Annotated in this window: 19 protein-coding genes; 9 read left to right on the plus strand and 10 right to left on the minus strand. The window is 50.4% G+C overall.

The window, feature by feature from the left end; all coding sequences use genetic code 11:
* Window positions 1-21: 21 nt before the first annotated feature.
* Window positions 22-324: a hypothetical protein gene (locus ACYVK4_RS30880; RefSeq protein ID WP_461131448.1), complete on the plus strand. Its 303-nt coding sequence runs from the start codon at window positions 22-24 to the stop codon at window positions 322-324.
* A gap of 205 nt (window positions 325-529) precedes the next feature.
* Here ACYVK4_RS30880 and ACYVK4_RS30885 read toward each other — a convergent pair whose 3' ends face one another.
* Complete coding sequence (locus ACYVK4_RS30885; RefSeq protein WP_461131449.1) at window positions 530-2,326, minus strand: M61 family metallopeptidase; 1,797 nt, start codon at window positions 2,324-2,326, stop codon at window positions 530-532.
* A gap of 277 nt (window positions 2,327-2,603) precedes the next feature.
* Between ACYVK4_RS30885 and ACYVK4_RS30890 the strand changes: the two genes are divergently transcribed.
* Window positions 2,604-3,182, plus strand: a complete 579-nt coding sequence (locus ACYVK4_RS30890; protein WP_461131450.1) for a hypothetical protein — start codon at window positions 2,604-2,606, stop codon at window positions 3,180-3,182.
* 416 nt (window positions 3,183-3,598) lie between these two features.
* On the opposite strand, the gene ACYVK4_RS30895 is transcribed toward ACYVK4_RS30890, so the two are convergent.
* Window positions 3,599-3,727, minus strand: coding sequence for a hypothetical protein (locus tag ACYVK4_RS30895; protein WP_461131451.1), 129 nt, complete (start codon window positions 3,725-3,727; stop codon window positions 3,599-3,601).
* A 20-nt stretch (window positions 3,728-3,747) separates the two neighbouring features.
* Between ACYVK4_RS30895 and ACYVK4_RS30900 the strand changes: the two genes are divergently transcribed.
* The 7 genes from ACYVK4_RS30900 to ACYVK4_RS30930 all read left to right on the plus strand — a co-directional run bounded on the left by ACYVK4_RS30900 (window position 3,748) and on the right by ACYVK4_RS30930 (window position 13,834).
* Complete coding sequence (locus tag ACYVK4_RS30900; RefSeq protein WP_461131452.1) at window positions 3,748-4,227, plus strand: response regulator; 480 nt, start codon at window positions 3,748-3,750, stop codon at window positions 4,225-4,227.
* A gap of 389 nt (window positions 4,228-4,616) precedes the next feature.
* Window positions 4,617-5,189: an RNA polymerase sigma factor gene (locus ACYVK4_RS30905; protein WP_461131453.1), complete on the plus strand. Its 573-nt coding sequence runs from the start codon at window positions 4,617-4,619 to the stop codon at window positions 5,187-5,189.
* 55 nt (window positions 5,190-5,244) lie between these two features.
* Window positions 5,245-6,354, plus strand: a complete 1,110-nt coding sequence (locus ACYVK4_RS30910; RefSeq protein WP_461131454.1) for a FecR family protein — start codon at window positions 5,245-5,247, stop codon at window positions 6,352-6,354.
* A 192-nt stretch (window positions 6,355-6,546) separates the two neighbouring features.
* Complete coding sequence (locus ACYVK4_RS30915; protein ID WP_461131455.1) at window positions 6,547-9,828, plus strand: SusC/RagA family TonB-linked outer membrane protein; 3,282 nt, start codon at window positions 6,547-6,549, stop codon at window positions 9,826-9,828.
* Window positions 9,829-9,843: 15 nt separating this feature from the next.
* Window positions 9,844-11,571: a RagB/SusD family nutrient uptake outer membrane protein gene (locus ACYVK4_RS30920; protein WP_461131456.1), complete on the plus strand. Its 1,728-nt coding sequence runs from the start codon at window positions 9,844-9,846 to the stop codon at window positions 11,569-11,571.
* Between the two features lie 782 nt (window positions 11,572-12,353).
* Window positions 12,354-13,094, plus strand: a complete 741-nt coding sequence (locus ACYVK4_RS30925) for an SDR family oxidoreductase (protein WP_461131457.1) — start codon at window positions 12,354-12,356, stop codon at window positions 13,092-13,094.
* A 155-nt stretch (window positions 13,095-13,249) separates the two neighbouring features.
* Window positions 13,250-13,834, plus strand: coding sequence for a DUF308 domain-containing protein (locus ACYVK4_RS30930; RefSeq protein WP_461131458.1), 585 nt, complete (start codon window positions 13,250-13,252; stop codon window positions 13,832-13,834).
* Window positions 13,835-13,983: 149 nt separating this feature from the next.
* Here ACYVK4_RS30930 and ACYVK4_RS30935 read toward each other — a convergent pair whose 3' ends face one another.
* The 8 genes from ACYVK4_RS30935 to ACYVK4_RS30970 form a co-directional block, all read right to left on the minus strand.
* Complete coding sequence (locus tag ACYVK4_RS30935) at window positions 13,984-15,078, minus strand: alpha/beta hydrolase (protein ID WP_461131459.1); 1,095 nt, start codon at window positions 15,076-15,078, stop codon at window positions 13,984-13,986.
* A gap of 50 nt (window positions 15,079-15,128) precedes the next feature.
* On the minus strand, window positions 15,129-16,172 hold the full coding sequence (locus ACYVK4_RS30940) for a proline iminopeptidase-family hydrolase (RefSeq protein ID WP_461131460.1): 1,044 nt from the start codon (window positions 16,170-16,172) through the stop codon (window positions 15,129-15,131).
* 104 nt (window positions 16,173-16,276) lie between these two features.
* Window positions 16,277-16,726 carry a DUF3592 domain-containing protein gene (locus tag ACYVK4_RS30945; RefSeq protein ID WP_461131461.1) on the minus strand — a complete coding sequence of 150 codons (450 nt, stop codon included), beginning with the start codon at window positions 16,724-16,726 and terminating at the stop codon, window positions 16,277-16,279.
* A gap of 257 nt (window positions 16,727-16,983) precedes the next feature.
* Window positions 16,984-17,775 carry a 3-keto-disaccharide hydrolase gene (locus ACYVK4_RS30950; protein ID WP_461131462.1) on the minus strand — a complete coding sequence of 264 codons (792 nt, stop codon included), beginning with the start codon at window positions 17,773-17,775 and terminating at the stop codon, window positions 16,984-16,986.
* 123 nt (window positions 17,776-17,898) lie between these two features.
* The gene (locus ACYVK4_RS30955; protein ID WP_461131463.1) at window positions 17,899-18,699 is read right to left on the minus strand and encodes a M90 family metallopeptidase; all 801 of its coding nucleotides are present in this window, start codon (window positions 18,697-18,699) and stop codon (window positions 17,899-17,901) included.
* 253 nt (window positions 18,700-18,952) lie between these two features.
* Entirely contained in the window at window positions 18,953-19,921 is a 969-nt protein-coding gene (locus ACYVK4_RS30960; RefSeq protein ID WP_461131464.1) for a sugar phosphate isomerase/epimerase family protein, read from the minus strand.
* A gap of 166 nt (window positions 19,922-20,087) precedes the next feature.
* Complete coding sequence (locus ACYVK4_RS30965; RefSeq protein ID WP_461131465.1) at window positions 20,088-21,461, minus strand: DUF4403 family protein; 1,374 nt, start codon at window positions 21,459-21,461, stop codon at window positions 20,088-20,090.
* Window positions 21,462-21,692: 231 nt separating this feature from the next.
* The gene (locus tag ACYVK4_RS30970; RefSeq protein ID WP_461131550.1) at window positions 21,693-22,238 is read right to left on the minus strand and encodes a DinB family protein; all 546 of its coding nucleotides are present in this window, start codon (window positions 22,236-22,238) and stop codon (window positions 21,693-21,695) included.
* Window positions 22,239-22,247 lie beyond the last annotated feature (9 nt).

Below are 22,247 nucleotides of genomic sequence, written 5' to 3' on the forward strand. Positions count from 1 at the left end.
AAATCTAATATCTACCGTACCATGTCCAAATTAGATAACGAAATAATTGCCGTTAACAAGCTTTCGTTTGTGGCTGACGCTTATCCATACAAGGATACTCAAACGATTGTTGTCGTTTTAAAATCGCCCTTACGAAAAAGTTTGCCTGTCGATCGCGCCATGCTAACGTTTCAGGCTGACAACTTTACGGTTGCTGCTGTACTGGAGGCTTATGAAAAGGAAGTTGTTGTTTTTCTTATGGACACGCTGCGCACTGCAGAAGCGTTCCTTACCAATGCAACGCAGCATCGCCTGGCTCACCTCATGCCTTTATGCATGAATTAATCGTATACGACCTGTCTCAACGATTTGATCGGGTGCCAACGGGTTATTAACCACAATCGTATCAGATCCATATCATATCGGCCTGAACCATCAGGAAGCCGTTTTAGGTAATTCGTTTCGGCTCAAAATGGTATTCTCTGCCCGTTAAAAAACGATTGACAATTGCCTGCACGCACGCGCAGGCAATTGTCGTATAGGGTGCAGCTTACAGATTTCGTTGCCAGACCTCCCGCAATTGTACCTGCTGAGGTGTTGCCTGGGGGTCCACCTGGAATTGGTACTTCAGGACGAGTTCCTTCTCAAGAACCGGCGTTTTCACCGGTATGTCCTGCCCATTCCGACGAACGGTAACCTCGTATGTATCACCAGGCTTCAGGGCCATCAATTCAGTCTGGATCTTACCGACCGCTTCCATCGTAACCGGCTGCCCATTGTAGGCAAGCCACTGATCGTTTTCCTGCAAACCAGCCTTCACAAGCGCATCATCCAGCCGGGTCAGGTAGAATTTATTGTCAGAAAAGGCAGGGCGCATACCGAGCGTGGGCGTTTTCTGACCGGTGTGCACGGCGGGTATATACGTGATACCCAGCTTGCCATAATACTCGGCAAACGGAAGTGGCTCAGCGGCTTTTATGTATCGGTTGAAGAAGTCAGCGATTTCAGGATACGTCTTTGCGGTAAAAATAGCAAAGAACTCTTTTTCGGGGAAGGCCTTATCAGGTCCGTAAGTCGTTGCCAGTTCGTTGATCACTTTACGCAATCCACGCTGACCGTTCGACAGTTCGAGCAGGCGAATATCAAGTAAACCCGCCACCAGCGCTCCCCGGGCATAAATATTACCGTACTGCCGCTGCCCTTCATCGGTATAACAGGTAAGTCCCAATTTGCTCAAACTATAGGTGGTGTCAACGCTCTTGTCGTAGGCAATTTTCTGACTTTGCTCGTTCAGGTAGGTGGGCAGGTCCATAATCTGACCTCGTAACTGCATAGCATCACTCGCCCATTCGGTCACGCCTTCATAAAGCCACAAATGCTCGGAAGGAGTTGGCGTAACGAAGTTGAACTGCTGAATAATTTCGCTGTGAATATTGAGCGGAGTGACCACGTGAAAAAACTCATGCGCTGCAATGGAGGTCATGTTATCGGCCAGTTTTTTCGAAAACTCCTCCTCTTTAATCACGTACTCAGAGCTGTAGGAATGTTCCCACGCACCCCAGTCCTGGTCTTCGAAGTGATACAGAAACGTATATCGTTTTACGGGCAACTGCTTCAGAAACTGCCCGGCCGCATTCAGCATCGACTGCATGTTCGTGAGCAGCTGATCTGACTTGATCTTGTCGCTTTTGGAATAGGTATACACGTCGATTTGTGCGCCGGCCACCGTCGTGCTGGCTTTGGTCAGGCGGCCCAGTAAAATGGGGGAATCGACGATGCGATCGTAATTGGCAGCGGTAAAGTACCCTTTCGCATTTTTTTCCAGTGCCGTGCCAACCGACCACTCTGCCGGATAAGCAAGTTTTACGTCAATGGGAGCCGCCTGCATTCCCGTTGGAAAACCAAACACACCCTGCCCGTTGATAAGCACATGATCTTTCTCGATGGATGTGCCGCACATGTTGTAAGGCTTGTGTACATCCACAGGTGTATCCCATGTTTCGGCAATGCTGTATTGAATGGTTCTCACGTTTTGCGGCTGATCCAGCGTCCACTGGTTCGTTGATGTCTGCTGCGTTTTCAGTTCGCGGCCTTTTGCGTCAAACGCTTTGAACGACCGCACATACCGGCCGATGTCCATCACCTGATAGGTACCGGGAGCCGTTGAGGCAAACTGGTAAACCGCATTTTCGGCGGTCAGCCCATTCACGCGCAGCGTCACTTTAAACTGGTCGTCGGCGCGGTCGTTGAGATTTACTTCATAAACGAGTGGTATGGTCGGTTTGGCAACCGAAATCTGGGTGAGGAGCGTAGCCGAAACCAGCAGGAGAAGGTGAATAATCTTCATAAACAGTATGATCACATAAAAAAGAGGTCGGCAAGTTAGTCAGTTGAACAGCGGCCCCGAAGACACAAAGTTTTTGCGGAATTTTTCAGGGATAAACGGTGGGGTTTCGGAAGTCCAAACTGGCTTTGCAAACAAAGCTACCCGTAGCGTATTGATTTACTGTACATTAGTTTTACTGGAAATTGCCAGTACCCGCTATTTTCAGGCACCCAATTGCCACGCTATCCTATATATAAAACAACGTAACTGTTAAATTTTACATCAGAACGGCTTGACCATGCTTAGAAAAAACTACCCGACGGGCTACAAAGTCCCCCTGCACAATGTATTGCTGATCAGTTGTATGGATTTACGGCTGCTGGACAACATCATTCACTTCATGGAGCATGAGAACCTGATTAACCGCTACGACCAGTATATTATGGCCGGTGCTTCCATTGGGGCGCTGGTAGGCTCGGCCGACGAGGCCGACGGTTTGCTCAGGATCGACAAATATAAAGGTTGGGAAGATGGTCTGCTGCAGCACGTTGAACTGGCTATTCAACTCCATAACATCAAAGATATTTACATTCTGGAGCACCGGAATTGTGGTGCTTACAAGGCCTTTTTGAAAAGTGGCCTGGGCGATTACGAAGAACGTGAAAATGGGTACGAAAACGAGTTTGCCGATCACCAACGCTATGCACAACAGCTTTCAGACCGACTGCAGCAGTATTTGAAAACCCTCGGCACAAGCTCTAAAAAAGAGCTGGAAGAACCAGATTCGAAGCATGCAACGATCAACATCCACGGTTTTCTAATGGATATCCGGGGAAATGTTAAGTTACTCTGCACCACGGCCCCTTTCGAAGAGTAGGTTCGTGCAGAGAAAACCCTCGCCATCGGTCGCCCGTTTGCCTTCCAACAGATTGTAAACGACCCGTTATTTGACAAGCGTCCGTAGTTGGTCAGCCTCCCTGACCAATAGTTTAGTATGCCCAAATTTCGTAAACAGCGAGTCGGTTCTACGGTCGATTGCCGCTACCATGAAACGGGGTGCGGCTTCTTTCCGGCAGTATGTATATTTTACTAAACAGTCGTTTCCGATAAATCGCTGCAGTCAGCTGACCAGCATGCCCATCGGCAACAGTGGGTCTTTGTATAGGAATGGCGATGTTTGATGTATTTCGTGATTACTGCGACGACTCAGGGAAATACAGATTAGAACCAGACCCAGCAAACTGATTATCAGAAAAATAAGACCTCCTCTGTGAGGGCTAACGGGTGAATTAACTATCGGTTGGCGAACGCATCCAGTCGCTGGGTGTCGGCAGCAAAAACGCGGGCAACGTACCTAAACAGACAACCTTTTGGATTGCGGTTGTTCGATGCTTTTTTGGTTACGCCAAACAATATAGCCATATTTATTCATTTGTTTATATATGAACAATAGATATATTGCCAATCGAATAGTGTATATAACAGGTTACATATCTGGGACTCAACAGAAAGAAATGTTAAGAGCAAAAAACCCGCTTGTTTATGTGGTGGACGATGATGAACACCAACTGGATCTAATCAAACGCATTTTTACGCGATTTCATGCCGATTGCCATGTGCGTTATTTCAGCGACGGGGCAGATTTGATTTTCCAATTGACTCACCAATTAGATAAACAGTTACCCGATCTGATCATTCTGGATTGGAGTATGCCCATTTTGTCCGGAAATCGGATTTTAGAATTATTGAACCTCGATCAAGACTGGCGTCACATCCCGGTCGTTGTGTTAAGTGGCTCGGAGGTGGATGAGCATCGGGCACAAAGCTATAAGCTGGGCAGTAAAGCCTTCATAGCAAAAGCACAAACGCTTGAGGAGTTAATTAACACCATTGCCCTGATCCGCGAGTTATGGCTGGACTAATACAGGTGTTGAAGACAATTGATTCCAAAGCAGGTGAACGCAAAAAAAGCTCTCAGACACTCCCAACGAGGCATTATACAATAAATCCCCGCTTTGGTCGGGCTACTTTTCCGTTCCACATTTGAGCAACCACGTTCAGCCTGCTCAATTATCTGACCGCAGAAACTTTAAAAATTATTGTACTGCAAATAAAGTAGAAACACCCCATGCCATTCGTTTCAACTGCAAACGAATGGCCCATTTTTTCTGACTGCTGAGCATGAATACGCCTTCGTTTGACTTCCATCCATTACATTTTTCCCGTTTCTGTCGTTGTTCTAATAGCCGTGATGGCCAGTCGACTGCCAATGACAGAACGGAGAATCCAATTTATTGCTTAAGAACGTCAGGTGAACGAACAGCAGCTTTGGGCCGCTTTCCAATTGGGAGATGAGGAGGCTTACACACAATTATACCAACTTCATATTCGGGCTATGTATCGCTATGGTATGAGCCTGGTGGCCGCTTCAGAAGCCTTTGTGCTGGACTGCGTCCATGACGTTTTTACGGAATTATGGGCAAAACGCAACCGGTTAACCATTCCCGACAACATCCGCCACTATCTGCTCCGAGCGCTTAAAAATCGAATCATGCACCAGCTCGAACGGAAAGAGCGGTATAATAAGTCATTGGACGAAACGGATTATGATGCCCTCTGGACGGAACCCAACGAGCTGGAAATACGTGAAGAACTGGAAGCGGCCAGTACGCGTCAGCAGCGACTTCAGCGGCTCATCGACCAGCTTCCACCCCGCCAGCAGGAAGCCCTGAAATTGCGCTTTGTCGAAAACATGAATTATAATCAGATTGGCGAAGTGCTGGATGTCAATCAGCAATCAGCTAAAAATCTGGTTTTCCGGGCCGTAGAGAAGCTCCGTGGCTGGATTGCGCTTACTTTTTTAACTTTTTCCATCTTTTTTTAGGACTTAGTGAGTACGTTTTTCACAATCCGTCATCTACTGACAAATCCAGTAGTTAGTGGAAAACGTTTACGAGAACTTTTCGGCGGCCGATTTTTTAACAGACGATGCGTTCGTCCATCATCAGCTTGACCCTACGCCCCGGTCAACTGAATTTTGGCATGGGTGGCTCGCTCAACATCCGCACCGGCAAAACGAGCACCAGCAGGCAGTCGACGTGGTCGATGCCATTCGGTTAGGCCTGACGGCGTATGCACAAACGCGAATACCAGAAGAGACCATCCGGCAACTGCTGATTCGAATTCAGCAAACGAACGCCCAGACCTCACCGTTGCAAACCACCGGCCATTCGTTGGGCTGGATGCGGTGGGCGGCTGCAGCGGCTGTATTTCTGGCCCTGGGTGTTGGTTTCTGGTGGTCAGCCCAACAGCGTCCATCCCTCTACGAGCAGCAATTGGCCACACTGCCCGATACGTTTACCGAAAAAATAAATACCAGCCCGCAAGTTCAAACCATTCAGTTGCCCGATCAGTCGGTCGTTTCGCTCGCTCCCGAGAGCCGGATTAGCTACCCGACCCATTTCGGCCAGCAAAACCGGAATGTTTATTTATCCGGCAAAGCGGCCTTCAACGTAACCAGAAATGGGGCAAAACCCTTTCTGGTTCATGCCAATGAAGTAGTTACGAAAGTGCTGGGCACGCGATTCACCGTGCGCGCCTTTGCCGGAGAAAACCGGGTTCAGGTTGAGGTACAATCCGGTCAGGTATCGGTCTATCGCAACGAGCCGACGTCCGCATCGTCAGTCCGGCAGAAAGGGGTGATGTTGCTGCCCAATCAGCAGGTCGTTTTCAATCGGGAAACGGACCAGTTCGATAAAATGCTGGTTGAATCCCCTACCCTCGTCCTCGCACCGACTCGCCAAAAGAAAGCCCCCCCGTTCGTATACAATGATACGCCCATTCCTCAGGTATTACAGGAGTTGCAGGAAGCTTACGGCATCGATATCCGCTACAACAAAGAGGCACTGGCCAATTGCCAGTTGAACTCGTCCATGACCAACGAATCGTTTGAGCAAAAGCTGACCATCGTTTGCGCTACGGTTGGAGCCACGTATGAGATCATCGACGGGCAGGTCATTATCAATGGAGGAAACTGTCAGTCCCAATAGCCACGTCCGCTGACGGCAATTACACTCATTCGTTAACCTATCTAACCCATCAACGTATGCATTGATCCAGATTGCTTCCACTCCGGTCGGAGGAGTCTACTCATCCGATATTATTCTTTTTATTCTATGGATTTAGATAACAAAAGAAAAATCCTTACCCAATTCGTTTACCCAATCCAATTAATCAACAGCATGAAAAACGTAAATTATACCTTACTAAGGTTGATGCAACTTACCGGCCTGCAACTCCTGATCGCGGTGCTTTTTATGGGTGTTTCGTGGGCAAATGATGTCTCAGCCCAGGAACTGCTCGACCGGCGAATAAGCCTCATTATCCGGGATCAGAACATAAAGACTGTCTTACAAAGTATTGAGAAAGCGGCTAATGTCAAATTCTCATACAGTCCGCAAATTGTTCGCTCCAGACAGCTTGTCTCCATGCGCGTGCAGAACAGCACGTTAAAGGAGGTTCTGGAGAAGCTGCTTATTCCCTTGAATGTAAATTTCAGCATCTCCGGCGAACAGATTATTCTGGCCCGTACGGCTGAGCAGTCCATCAGCATTCAGGCGGGAGAAGCCGTTGAAGCTGCAGATGCGCCCGCAGAACGAATCATTACCGGCGTGGTGTCCGACGAAAAAGGCGAAGGGCTGCCCGGCGTCAGCGTGGTCGTGAAAGGCTCGCCCCGGGGGGCGGTAACCGACGCATCCGGAACGTATCGACTGACCATTCCCGATGGCGCGCAAACGCTGGTTTTTAGTTTTGTGGGGTATAGCTCGCAGGAGGTTGCCGTTACCAACCAGTCAACACTGTCGGTTCAGTTGAAACCCGACGTCAAATCCATCAATGAGGTTGTCGTGGTGGGCTATGGCTCCCTGAACCGCAAGGAAGTGACCAGCGCCGTGACCCACTTGTCCTCATCCGACCTGCTGCGCGTTGGCAGCAACAGTCCGTTAATGGCTATCCAGGGCAAAGTGGCGGGGCTTTCCGTAACCAATACAGCCGCCGGTGATCCCAACTCCACGCCCAGTATTCAGCTGCGTGGGGTGTCGTCGAGAAGCGCCGGACTGGGGCCTTTGTTTGTAATCAACGGCATACCCGGTGGTAACCTGGATAACATCAACCAGAACGAGATCGAGTCCATTGATGTGTTGAAGGGCGGGGCCGCGTCGGCGATCTACGGCACGCGGGGCAGCAATGGGGTTATTGTCATCACAACCAAAAAAGGGTCGTCGGAATCCCGCATCTTCTACGACGGCTACAGTTCGTTTGATTTTATTACCAACAAGCTACAGTTGTTGTCCAAAGACGAGTTTCTGGCCAATAAACGCGGGGTTGATCTGGGCGGCAATACCGACTGGATGAAAGCAGTAAGCCGCAATCCGGCTTTTTCGCAAAAACATACCTTGCAGTTTTCGGGTGGGAACGGGCAAACGAACTACTTCACCTCGCTCGATTACCGCAATGCTACCGGTATAGATTTACGGTCGGCCAAGCAGGAGTACGGCGGTCGGGTAAACATCAACCATACGTCGGCCAACAACCTGTATGCCATTACCTTCACGGCAGCTCCCCGGTATACAAAGACCAGCCTAGCCGATTACAGTGGCTTTAATTACGCGCTGACGCTCAACCCAACCCAGTCACTTTACGACAATGCGGGGAAGTATGCGTACATAACCAGCGGTTTTTTTGCGAATAATCCGGTCGAACGGGCTAAGCGTGTAGTATCGGGGCAGGAAGTGAAGTACCTGGACATCAACAGTTCGTTTAAACTCAACATCCTTCCGAATCTATCCACACTGGTTACCCTGGGAGAAGTAAGCTCTTCGTTCCGGAATGAGAATTTCACGCCATCGACCCTGACAACGGTGGTTAATGGCTCGAAACGGAACACGGCTTCTCAGTCGCTGGACGAAAATGATCAGAAAAGCTTTGAGTGGACCGGCAATTATGCGCTCGACGTTCAGAAACACGCCGTCAAGTTGCTGGGTGGCTATTCCTACCAGTATTTTACGTCTTCCGGCTTCAACGCGGCCAACGAAAACTTCCCGTCCGATGTACTGACGTACAATAGCCTGGGTACGGGCCTCTGGAACTTGCAGCAGGGTATCAACAACGTAGGCTCCTACCGCAACAACTCCAAGCTGGCGGCTTTCTTCGGACGCGTCAACTACGACTACGACCAGAAGTACTACCTGTCGGCCAGTCTGCGCCGGGAAGGCTCGTCTAAATTCGGCTACGATAACAAATGGGGTAATTTCCCGGCGGCCTCGGTGGGCTGGCGCATCACGCAGGAGAAGTTCGCTCAGGGCATGTCCTGGTTAAACGAGCTGAAACTCCGGGCCGATTACGGCGTGACGGGCAATCAGGATTTCGGCAACTACCTTTCGCTGGATACCTATGGCGGCTACGGGTATTATTTGTACAACAACACATCGTATCAGGTTTGGGGCCCCAGCCAGAACACCAACTACGATCTGCGCTGGGAAAAAGCCATCAACTTCAACGTGGGTGTCGACTTCGATCTGTTCAAGAACAGCCGCTTGACGGGTAGCCTGAACTACTACGTGCGTACCAACAAAGATTTGCTGGGCTCGTATTCCGTACCTAACCCACCCAACGTGCAGGGGTCGACTTTTGCCAATGTGGGGTCCATGCAGAACTCGGGTCTGGAAATCCAGCTGAACGCGAATGTGGTGAGCAACAAGGATTTCAGTTATAACGTAACCTTCGCCGGGGCCACCAACAGCAACAAATTCGTTTCCTTTTCCAGTGACGCCTACAAAGGACAAACCTTTATCGACGTGGTAGGCATGCCCGCGCCGGGTAGCCCCGGTAACGCCCAGCGCCTTCAGGAAAACACCCGGATCGGCAGCTTCTATATGCTCCGGTCGGCGGGGGTCGATGAAACGGGGGCTTTGCTGGTTTATAATAAGAAGGGCGATGTTATTCAGGCCAACAAAGCCAATAACGACGACAGACAGTTTGTAGGAAATGGACTGCCGACATTCACGGGTGGCCTGACCAATAATTTTAAATACCGCAAATGGGATCTGACGGTCTTTCTGCGGGGTACGTTTGGATACCAGATTTTCAACACCTATGCGTTCTATTTAGGAACGCCCGCTACCCAGCAGAATATCAATACGCTTACCTCGGCCTACGATGGCGGCAAATATTCAAAGTTAACGAGTACCGCAACGTATTCTTCCCTGTCCGACTACTTCCTGGAGTCGGGTAGTTTTGTCAAAATAGATAACGTAACGCTGAGCTATACGCAGCCAATTACCAGCAAATTTCTTCGCTCGGCCCGTATCTATGCGACAACCCGAAATCTGAAGACCTTCACCAAATACACAGGGGGCGATCCGGATCTGGTCCAGATCAATGGCTTGTATCCGGGCGTCAACAACACCTTGAATTACTTCCCCTCAACGACCCAACTCCTGCTGGGCCTTCAGGTCACCTTTTAATTACTCAGTCAACTTATGAAACGATCTCAATTGTTCAATACCATACGCAGTGCATCCGTCGCCATGGTGCTCGTTCTGACCGGCGGCTGTACCAATTTAGATGAGGTGCTTTCTGACCGGATCACGTCCGGCAACTTCCTCCAGACGAAAGATGATGTCATCCGCGACTTTCTGCGCCCCTTCGAACATAGCTACTGGACCATTCAGGGCGGGTCGACGTTTATGCTTCAGGAAGACAGCTCCGACGAACTGATGACGCCAAACCGGCAGGGCGACTGGTTCGACGGCGGGCAGTACCAGCGGGTGCATAACCACACCTGGACACCCAACGACGGGTATACGAATGATGCCTGGAACGCACTCTATGGCGGGGTTACGCTGGCCACCAACACCCTGGAAGATTTGCAGGGTATTACGGACCCGACCAGGTTCAACATGACGCAGGCTGAACTCGACGATATGATTGCCGAGGTCCGGACCCTGCGGGCCTGGCTCAACCTGCGCCTGTTAGACTTCTATCGCAACATTGTACTGGTGAAGAAGGTGAAAGGTGAATCGCAGGGGGGGCCGCAGGTATCTCCGCAGGAAGCCTTCAGCTACATCGAGCAGGAGTTGAAAGAGTCGATCCCCAGCCTGCCAACCCGGCAAAGTCTGGGTGCCAATGCCATCGGCCGCTGGACCCAGGGTGGAGCCGCGGCCCTGCTGGCTCGCTTGTATCTGAACGCCAAAGTGTATACCGGTACCGATCATTTTACGGATTGCGCTACCGTATGTACTGATATTCTGGCGGGCAAATATGGCCAGTACGCGCTGGAAACCCGCTGGGACGCCCCTTTCGACTACACCAACCCAACATCGGGCGAAACGGTCTTCGGCTTTCCGGGCAGCTTTGGTCTGACTCACTGGCAGTACGATGGCGGCATGTATTTCTGGATGCTGCCGGTCAATGCTACCTTCTACTTCGGATTCACGGATTTCGGTACGGCCAATCCTAAATATGCCCTGCAGCCGGGCCGGGATGTCGACAGCACCGAGTACAGCTTCGCGCTGGGTAAGCCGTTTGTAAAATTTCAGAAATACCCGGATGATGTTCGGCTGAAGACCTACAAAAACCTGGGCAACAGCAAGCGGGAAGGTATGTTTTTGCAGGGTTATCTACCTTACATCAATTCAAACGGGAAAGTCGATACGGTTCGCTCGACTAAAGGGCCTTATCCGCTGTTTTTCCGCGATCAGGTTGGTATGTTCCTGGCGGCCAAGCCCGGTACGAAGATTGCCGATAAGACCTCAAACATGAACAATGCCGACCAGAATTCAGGGATTACTCCGGTGAAGTACCCCTATTATCCGAGCAGCGACCTCAATAAAATTTCATCGGCCTACGCTGAAATCCGGTTAGCTGAAATTTATTACTCGCTGGCCGAGTGTAAATACCGGGCGGGCGATAAAGCCGGAGCCGCAGTGCTGCTCAATACGGTTCGGGCCCGGAACTACCCGGCCGGCTCACCCAGCCTGTACAAGCCCGATGGCAGCCAGCTGACCGATCAGGAGATGCTGGATGAATGGGGCCGCGAATTTTTAGTTGAAGGCCGTCGGCGTACTGACATGATTCGCTGGGGCGTATTCAATACAGGCACCTGGTGGGATAAGCAGCCGGATGCGGATAACCACACGGCCATCTTCCCCATTGGTCAAAATGTGCTGAACGTGTCTCCGCAATTAAAGCAGAATCCCGGTTATTAATTTCGTCGCACGTTTAGTCAAAATAGCCTGATACTACCTGTGTCAGGCTATTTTTCGTTATGCAGAAATGCGTTACTACCGAATGATAGAAGACAATAACTTATCGTCAAACTAGTCAACTTTACCCCCATTACACCATGTTAACTTCATTACTTAACGTGAATAACGGGGCAGCACGCAGGTTAGATCAGGTTCGTCATTCACGCTTAATTAAACACAAATTAACCACAGAGGCACAAAGCGCACAGAGGTTGACAGGATACATTCTTCCCCCATTAACCTCTGTGCGCTTTGTGCCTCTGTGGTTAATTTGTGTTTAATCAATTAGGTATACAATACTAACAAGAACGGCGTATGAGCTAAATATTGATCTGGTCAACCCATTATTCACGTTTACTTACATAAACCAGTTTGATCGGAAGGCTACATGCTGCAGGCTGTACTGTTTCTTCCATTTGGCCTGAGCCGTTAAACCAATTTACACCGTACCACTTATTTTTTTAGTGACCTCCTATTAAATCTACAGTCTAGATGATATACCGGTACAAAAACTAGTCATACTATTAAGCATACTTTTAGCTCTACGTTTTGACATACTGTTTCTTTATGAAAGTGCAGGGATTGTTGGCTTGCAGGCCGACACATCCCTGCACTTTTTCAATTGCCCCCCGGCCCATCCATATCCGGGTACCTGTTCTTTTTAATCGGCCCGCCCGAAATCTTACTCCTTCATGGAACAAATTTGCCCTTTGCTGGTCTTTTAGCCAAGACTAACTCACTCTATGGATATAACAACAAACACGGTCCTGATTACGGGCGGAGCCTCCGGCATTGGCTGGGCCCTTGCCGAACGGTTTCTTCAGGCAGGAAGCCAGGTCATCATCTGCGGACGCCGGGCCGATAAACTACAGGAAGCCCAACAGCAATACCCGCAACTCCACATCCGCCAGTGCGACGTGGGGCTGGCCTCCGACCGGATGGCCTTGCTCGACTGGGTTCGCAGCAATTTCCCGCAGGTCAATGTGCTGATCAACAACGCGGGTATTCAACGCCGGATGCAACTGGCGAACAGCCAGGAAGACTGGAACGACACGCAGTCCGAGTTAGCCATTAACCTGGAAGCGCCCATTCATTTGTCGACGCTGTTTATCCCGCATCTGCTTCAGCAACCCAAAGCGGCTATCATGAACGTTACGTCTGGCCTGGCCTTTGTACCGGGAGCTTTCGCCCCTGTTTATAGCGCGACCAAGGCAGCCCTGCATTCGTTTACGATGTCGTTGCGATACCAATTATCCAAAACATCCATTGAGGTGATCGAGCTGGTTCCTCCGGCGGTCAACACAGATCTGGGTGGTACGGGCCTGCATACCTTTGGGGTACCGGTGGGCGATTTTGCCGACGCCATGATGGCCGGTATTACCGCAGGCGAACTCGAAATCGGCTACGGCACCTCCGAAACTAACCGAAAGGCCTCCCGGGAACAGATCGACGCCATTTTCGCCCAGATGAACAGCCGATTCTAACGGCCTGAACAACAGGCTTTACCAGATCAATATACAAAAAAAACAAGGGTCTGTCGGATTTATCTGACAGACCCTTACTTTTTCGATATGTAGCAAACAAACCAAAATACCGGACGTTGAGGCTGGATATGAACAGCAAAAATGAACGCAACGGTATGAAAACTCAACATCCCGAAACGCCCTGGGGCCTTTTACTAACCAAGGCGCTCATCTACGTGATCATCGGCGTATTTATTCTTGTCTTCGCCACGTCATTTACGGCACTGTCGGGCCACATTCTGGGTGGCTTGTTTCTTGTCGCCGGGGTCCTTCAGCTCCGTTTTTCGGTCAAAAATAAAGGGACGGACGAGACCAATATCTGGGGCATTATGTATGGTCTGAGCGATTTGGCCTTTGGCATTGCCGTTTTTGTGTATTCACTGGGTGACGCGACCAACATCACGCAAACAGTTGCCTTTTGGGCGCTGATGTACGCCGTTTTACAATCGGTGCAGGCTATGTATTCGTTCATAGCTGCGCGGGGTGGCGCTGGCATACCTGTTGCCAGTATGCTGGTACACGCGGTTAATGTGCTGGTTGCCGGGGGCATGTCGTACGTAATCCTGACCTATGCCATTGGCTTTGATGAATCCATGCGTCTGTCGGGTCTGTTCCCGATCGGGCTTGGCGCGTTGCTGATTGTTCTGATTCAGTTGATGCGGTCACAAAACGCCAATGAGCAGGAGCACCGGGTCGGTTAGTGCAGGCTTTTATTATACAGATGGCGTCTGTAGACTACGGAGCGTTACTCCATGCCATACAGACGCCATTCGTGATTAATGTGAAGAATGGCCGTGTAGCGATCCTTCTTTCGGAAAGACACCAGGGATTTTCAACTCGCTTTAACCAATCACTTCTTCTTTCCCCCTTTCACCTCCTCAAACGACAAATTCGCCGTGAAGAAAGGCAGCATTTTCTGCTCGATGCGCTCACCAATGCGGTTGATGTGGTCGCCGTCGTATTCTTCGTACGTGTGCGGGATGCTGTAGGTAGTGAGCATAGCGTCCAGCACTTTGTTGGTAGCCGCTATCGTGGCGTCTTTTGACCCTGCGTCGAATGCCAGCGCGTGAAGTTGTTTGATATTCCCGATATTCTGATCGAGGGTGGCCAGGGGTGCATTGGCCGTCCACTTGGCGGTAACCATGGGTTGCGGCTGGCCCTCGTGCGTGGGCAGGTCCAGAAAGAAAGGGGCCTTCGTCGGGTTTGGCGACCACGAAGCTGCCGATGCGAACATGGCTTTCGTGCCAAAGTCAGCTTTCTCCAGATCGTCCTGTGTTTTCACGGCTTCCATACGGGTCACCATCTGTCCACCCGGAACGTTGGGCATCATGCAGCAGGGACTGAGCAGGTACAGACTGGAGAAAATTTCGGGGTGTTTCTGGCCAATACGAATCGTGCCGTAGCCTCCCATCGAATGCCCCGCCAATCCACGACTAGCCGCTTGCGGGATGGTACGGTACTGCTTGTCGATGTAAGCCACCAGCTCTTTGGCCACATAATCCTCCCAGTTGCCAATCGTCACCGAGTTGGAATACATACTGCCGAAAAAGCGATTGTATGCATTGGGAGTCACAATGATGAACTCCTTCGTTTTACCGTCGGCCAGCGTCTTGTCAACCACAGCGGGCAGGTTGATCCAGTGTTTGGTGAGGCCATACCACTTATCGTCGCTATCGGTGAAGCCGTGCAGAAAATAGATGACCGGGTAATGCCGCTTTTTGTCGGTTCCGTAGCTGGGCGGCAGGTATACAGACACGTCGCGGTCCGGCGAATCACCGGCCAGATTTCCCTCCAGACCCTTGCCGTGTACTTTTATTCGCTCTACACGCCCGGTCTTCATCGGGTCATTCTGACTATACCCCTGTAGGGTGACCAATACGCCCAACAGGCACAGGAGTGAAAACGAGCGAAGGGCGTGGGTATACTGTACGGATGAATACTTCATAAAACGTTTATTTATGCCGATAGAAGAAAAATGAGGCTTGTTTTTACTTCTTACAGGCTCACCTTCTTCTCCCCGGCATCAACGCCCTTTATGAATTTGATCAACCCGTTCATATACGTTTTCTGATCGTCGTACATGGCCATGTGGCTGCCGTTGGGGCAATGGAGATGGCTGCCATTGGGCAATTGCGTGGCCATCCACTTCATATGCTCGGGGTCCATGGTGTCATATTGCGCGCCAATCGTCAGTGTGGGCACGGTGATCTTCGGCAGCTCCGCTTTTACATCCCAGTTGGTCAGGTTACCGGCAATCCCAAACTCGCTGGGGCCCTGCATGGTTACGTACAGCGACTGGTTTGTCTTGCCCAGAGCGCGGGTCATGGGTTCGGGCCACTGGTTGATGGGGATACGGCAGATATGCTTGGCGTAGAAATTGGGCATGAGCAACTCCATATACCGGGGACTTGTATACGCGCCTTTGGCTTCGATGTCGTTGACTTCTTTTACCACGGCGGGGTCCATCTGTTTCGCCAGCACATTATCCGCATATTTACCATAGTCGGGGCAGCTCGACATCATGTTGGAGATCACCAGCCCCTTCAGGTTCTTGCCGTACTTGAGGGCATACTGCATAGCCAGAATACCCCCCCAGGAATGCCCCAGCAGGTAGAAGTTATCGGGAGTCAGATTCAGGGCTGCCCGTACCTGCTCAACTTCTTCTACATAGCGGGGCAAACTCCAGAACGTTGTGTCCTTCGGATTGTCGGAGTTGCCGGTGCCCAATTGGTCGTAATAGATGAACTCGATGCCTTCGGCAGGCAGGAAGCTCTCCATCACCTCAAAGTACTCGTGCGTGGCACCGGGTCCGCCATTGAGCAGCAACAGTTTAATTTTGGGGTTGTTACCAAAGCGTTTCGTCCAGACGTTAAACGTACGGTTGAGTGTTTTGATGGGAATGATACGAACTCCGCCATCAGCCACACCACTCGTATCCGAGGTAAAGTAGCTTTTTAGCGGGGTGGTATCCGTTTGGGCTGACCGGCAGGACCAAAGCAGACAAGTCGCGCAAACAAGTAGTAGAGAAAGGTATTTCACGGGGAAAGGGGCTAAAGATAAGTGTATGGGTAAGTATACGCAAGGGTAGTCACAATTCAATGATTATCTGCGCTGGATAACGCTTTAGCCGCCGGACGAAGCATCTACCGGAACAATGACCGGATCAGACCCGGCAACCCGATAAGAGAGAAAATGACACCCATCCCCCCGAGTACGGCGGGCAGAATCCAGGTTGTCATGCCGTCGAGGATTACGTCTTCCTGCGGTTTTTCGGGCATGTACCACAGGGTTACGGTTTCACCCACATCAAAGCTGGCCGGGGTGGTGTAGGTCTGAGAATAATACGTGACAGGCTTTCCTTCGGCGGTTACGAACTGCACCACCGGGGCCTGTGCGGAGGTTGTACGCCCGTTTTTATCCCGACTGTAGCGAGTGTCGATGACCACACCTTTTGCCTCAACACCGGCTTTCATGATCCGTTGGGTATACTGCCAGCTATAATACGACCCACCTAACAAGCCTATGCCGACAAGGGCAAATACCCCCAGGAAAAGCAGACCGGCCTTTCCTTTTACATCTACCTGATTGTCCATTTTTCGTGTGTATATGCAGTGAGGCCTTCCTCATACATAGCTGTCGGTCAGCTGGCTACAAGGAAAATAATGCTGCATCAAACCTACAGGATTTCATCAATGCCGCCATACAGTTTTGTGTATACGGTTGGGAGGAATTGACGTATGGAGGATACTCGAACGAATGAACGTGTAGTTTGTAAAAAAAACGGCATCGACTCTCCGTAGCGAGAGTCGATGCCGTTTTTGATGTACGGCAAGTGGCAACTTGCGTTACATCAGAAATCGGTATTGGCCTGTTTTATATCCAGTGGCTTTATCCAGATGTTGCGGTAGAGAACATCGTGGCCTTCAGCCTGCAATTTGATGCCTCCGGGAGTATCGGTAACACCTTTGCCGCCTTCGTTACCCCCGTCGATACCGGAATTAGGGCCACCCCAGACCTGGCTTATTTTCTGGTTGGTGTGCGCTTTTTTACCATTCAGATACATGGTCACCATAGCCGGTTCGGTGCGTTTGCCGTTGGCGAAGCGGGCCGCCCGGAACTGAATATCATAGGCATTCCATTTCCCGATACCATTATATAGTTTGTAGGGCGATGGCGACTCATTGATCACCGCGCCAAGGCCGTGCGAAGTTGTATCGCCGTCAAATATCTGGATCTCGTAGCGGTTTTGCAGATACACCCCGCTGTTGCCCCCCGGCTTGCTCACGTAAAATTCCACATGCAGCCGGAAGTCGCGGAAAGTTTCTTTGGTCACAATATCGGCGGCTCCGTAAAGGCCACCCGCAGCTGCCGGGTCGTTGGTGTTCATAACCGTACCGCTGCCCGCCGGGTCTTTTTCAATCTGCCATTTAATGGGCATGGTAGCTTTCAGACGCGGACCTTCCCAATATTGCCATTTCTCGTCGAGCATCTTCTTCGACCCATCGAAAAGCACTTCGGCGTCTTTTGGTGCTTTGGCACCTATGCCCATTGGTTCTTTGGCCAATGGGACCATAGCCAGGGTGACAACAATAACAAACAGGTCCGGAATGAAGGCGGGTAATCGGCGAATAAAGCGTTTCATTGGATGAACTATGAATGGACGATACGGTGTCATAAGCCGGTCTATACCCAAATTTACCTATACCAACTTAGCCTATGGCTTCATGCATTATCCTGAACAGAGCCGTCGTTACCGCCCTGACCGTCATTCCGCACTCCCGCTAATTACCTTGTCGGGTTCCAGTGGGTTCTGTCGGAAAATTTCTTCCAGCCGGGCAAAGAGTTCCGGATGTTTCCTCTCCAGCAAATCCGGGCGTTTAAAAAAGTATTCGGACACAACGGCAAAGAACTCTGCTTCGTTGGTGATGCCATACGGGTCGATATCCGATTGATTGGCTTTTATGTCGTGAATACTTTTATGAATAAGTTGCAGCCAGGGCCTGATATGCTCTTTCTGAAGCAGATAGACGGGTAATCCATCGGTCGAGCCGTCGACTTTATCGAGGAGATGAACAAACTCATGAATTCCGGTATTGGCCTTACTGGTCTCGTTGGCAAAACCTTCATACAAAGCAGGTTTAGAGAGTACCATCGTGCTTTGCAGGGCTCCCCCCTCGCCCACCATACCCAGAATATTCCGATCGTCGCCCGTAGTTTGATAGTCGGTATTGAAACGGTCCTCGTAGAGCAGCACGTTGGTGAGCGGGTAGTACCAGTCGTCGAAGCCAAAAATAGGAATGATGGCACTGCTGGCTACCAGTATTTTGTCGACATCATTAATAGTAGTTCCTACGCCTTCGATGGCAACCTTATCCAGAAATTGGCTAACCCGGGTGTTAAACAGTTCTTTTTTCTCGTCACTCAGCGCCTGATAGTACCCCACGTGTTCTGCCAAAAGTTGCGGATAAGTAACGGGCAGCGGCTGCACCTCTTCTTTTTTCTGATTCATATACCGCCAGAGTAACCAGCCGGCAACCAGCCCAACAAGGCTGACAAAAAGTATCATGGTCTATTCGTTTAGCAAAACACAGCGTAACGCGATCATCAATTCCTGACATGTGGACACCTGCCAGCCAGTATAGGGTATGCCCTTGATGAAGGCGTTATGGTGTATAACTAAAAAAACCAGGAATGTATTTTAAATTTCCACGCACAATTTACCCCCCAATTGGCTCTCCTATTGAACCGATGCGGATATAACTCACCTTTTCAGTGAACTCGGCCTGTTATAACGCCAGTTATCAGCTACAGCGGGAAGCTTACTTAAACTCGGCCTCCTGCGCTACTTTCAACTCGCGCAACAGAGCCGGCACCAGTACGTACGGGTCGTAGGGCTTGTTTTTCACATACAGCGTTTCGATGGGCAGGTAACCCCGGTATCCGCTTTTTTTCAGGATTTTCATTAATCGGGGCACATCGGTATTTATATCGCTGCCAATACCGAATACACTCTCTTTCACCTGCCAGTTTACCGTGTATGGAATCACCGCTTCAATATCGACATAAGGGTCTTTTACCTTAAAATTGCCGGTATCGAGAATGAGACCCGCCCATTTGGAGTTGACCGCTTTCACCACTTTAATGCATTGATCGGCCGTTTGCAGCATGTCGCCGTGGTTCTGAATGCCGATGATCACGCCATGCTGGGCACCATAAGCCGCACATTCTTTGTAGCAGTCAATCATCCAGCCCGCCACTTCATCCCACTTGTTTTCGTAGCCTTTGGAAATTTCGCCGGCAAACAATCGAAGTACGGGCGCACCTAGTTTTGACGCTACCACGATCCACTCCTTCGCCCGTTTCACATCGGCCGCCCGCACTGCCGGGTCGGGCGACGCGAAGTTGTTTCGGATACCGGTACCACTAATGTCGATACCCAGTTTGAAGGCTTTGCGTTTAAGGTCGTAAATGTATTCGTCGGTAGGCACAGCCGGATAACCGGGAAAATAGTAGCCGGTGAGATCAACCGCGTCAATATTCTGCGTGGCACACCAGTCGAGAAGCTCCGGTAACGTCAGCGTTGGCTTGTTGTCCTTCTGACGATTGCCCGTGAGCATATCGTTAAACGAATACGCATTCAACGCCAGTTTGATGTGCGCCGGATGTGCGTCTTTTTCTATGCCCTGCCCAAAGCAGGCCGTCAGCGTGATACTGGCTATACAAATGACCGCCCAGGCCTTATGCCAGTGTAATGACAGGGTACTTTGTTTTAGGATCTGGATAGTCATAATGAATAGTGCTATAAATCAACCTAAAGTAAACACTATTCATTGACAGAATAATACAAAGCCCCCTACAACTCCCGGATTGAGTACACAAACTTCACACGCAGGTTTCCCGCCCCCTTCCTTTATAAAATGCGCTCATGAAAAAGGGTCACCCGTACCTACAGCGTCACAACTGGTCTATTTTAATACCAACCTTCGACTTAACGTGAATCAAGGCCTGAATGCCATCAGGTCGGATGGCTATTTTCTGCGGGACGAAACGAAACGATTGGATGGCTAAATCGGTCTTTTTGCCGGGACTTCCTTTTTCAAAGGCTTTGTCGATAGCCTGCGGCAGTTTGGCAATATCGTCGCCCAGGTGAATGGTCAGCAGGCTTTCCAGCAACTTTCGCAGTCCCTTATGCCAAACGGTATCACTGCCTTTGGGCAGCACTTTCCAGGTTTCGGCATCGAAATCCAGGTTATCGATGTGCAGTGTATTGGTCAGGGTATCGAACGTAGGGCGGCCCCGTAAGTAGACCGTTCCATCCATAAGGCCACTCACATCGGCTTTTACAATCAATGCATGCTGACCGCCATAGACCGATACTTCGTGAATGGTCAGCGAGCCAAGCGCCAGTTTTTTGTTCTTGTTATTGGTCGTAATGGCCAGCATACGGTTGATGTCGGCATACGGAATGTAGCTCATCAGATGCAGGTCGGAGGTTTCCGAGACTGTATCCCGCTTCTGCAATAGAGGCAAGGGTGTCGGGCGATGAACGGGCTTCGTTGGTTTGAGTTCTGTTTCGGTTTTAACGGCAATCCGAACGTGGGTCGTTATCTGTCGGGCATCGCCCGTGATCGTTCCGGCGGCTACACTAATGGGTATGGGCGTCAGCCAGAGGCCATATTCTTTGTTGATCAGCAGCGGACTTTGCAGATCCCGCCAGATGGGTTTTACCATCTCGTCGAGCCGCAACTGCGTATGAACGGCCGAGTCAATAGCCATTTCAATGTCCGTTTTGTGTTTGTCGAGAATAGTCTGAACGATGTTCGTCAGAGGGATTCCCGCGATTTTAGGCTGAACGATCCATTTGTAATCTGTAAACGTTGTGCGGCTTCCCAATCGCCAGTTGGGCGTTACGCTGACAGGGCTTTTGAAATTAACGGCCAGCGCACAGAAAGGCTTCTTAGGGGGGGTAGTATCCCGGCTAAATGGCTTTGTCAGCCACATTTGCAGGGGAGCCGATAACTTTATCTGCTGATCGACATACTCTACGTGCACGGGACCCAGGCGTTTGACCCGAAACGAGATAATGCCCTGGGTCTTTCCATCTTTTATTTGCCTGCCAACCAGTACCGGGTCAAGTTCCTTATTGATTTTCTCTTCCAGCTCCCGAAGCTGAAAGGTGATGTCCCCCGCCAGGTAAGACAACGTAGCGGGAATGGGCGGATCGAAACCTTCGGCTTGGGGAGCCTTGGGTTTTATTTTCTGACATTGGGCCAACAGCAAAAGCAGGCCAAGACCAATGGCATGATGGTAGCGAAGAGATGTTCTCATGAATGGTGGAAGCGGCCAACATCCTGACAATATGATGTTGTTGAACCGGCATCTTTCATTAACTACCGTTCATTTCCCGATGTTTAAGTGAGTGCCAATCTCCCGTCAAAATGAGAAAATATGCCGCTGTTCTGTCATACCGACCGTCTTGGTCGGCTCGACACAAGTCAGGGAGCAATGCCACGGTTCAAATCGTGGCATTGCTCCCTGACCCCTTTTACTTAAAATGAGTTAGAACAACTTCTCATTCGGTGGCTTAACACCTTTCATACGGATATAGATCGTGCACTGACCCCGATGGTGGGTCTGGTGCTCAAACGCCTTGGCCAGCACAACTTCTTTTGTCATTTCCCGCTGCCCCATCTTTACGTTCTCGGCCAGTTGAGCATCTGTCATGCCTTTCACCGCATCGATCATGAAATCGTAGCTATCCATAACGGCTTTTGTCAGAGCGGCTTTCGTTTTCAGTTCACTCATCTCTTCCAGCTTCTTGCCCTGCATCGGGTTGGGCTTTCCGCTAGCCATGGCGGCAAAATTATAGTTAGCCGCCGTGAGGTGCAGCATCTGCTCGGCGAAGCTGCGAATTTCGGGAGTTGGCTTGTAGTTCACGCCATCTTCCGGCATCACATCCAAATACTCTTTTGTGTAGTCCTTCGCACGTTGCCAATCGGCCGTTAACTGCGTTATCGATATCATGGGAGCGGTGGCCCGGCTTGCCGAAAAAGCCCCAAGCAAGGCCAAAAAGGCCAGCATAAAACGAACAGGTAGTTTAGTCATCATTCGAAG

The sequence above is a fragment of the Spirosoma aerophilum genome (assembly GCF_054782495.1).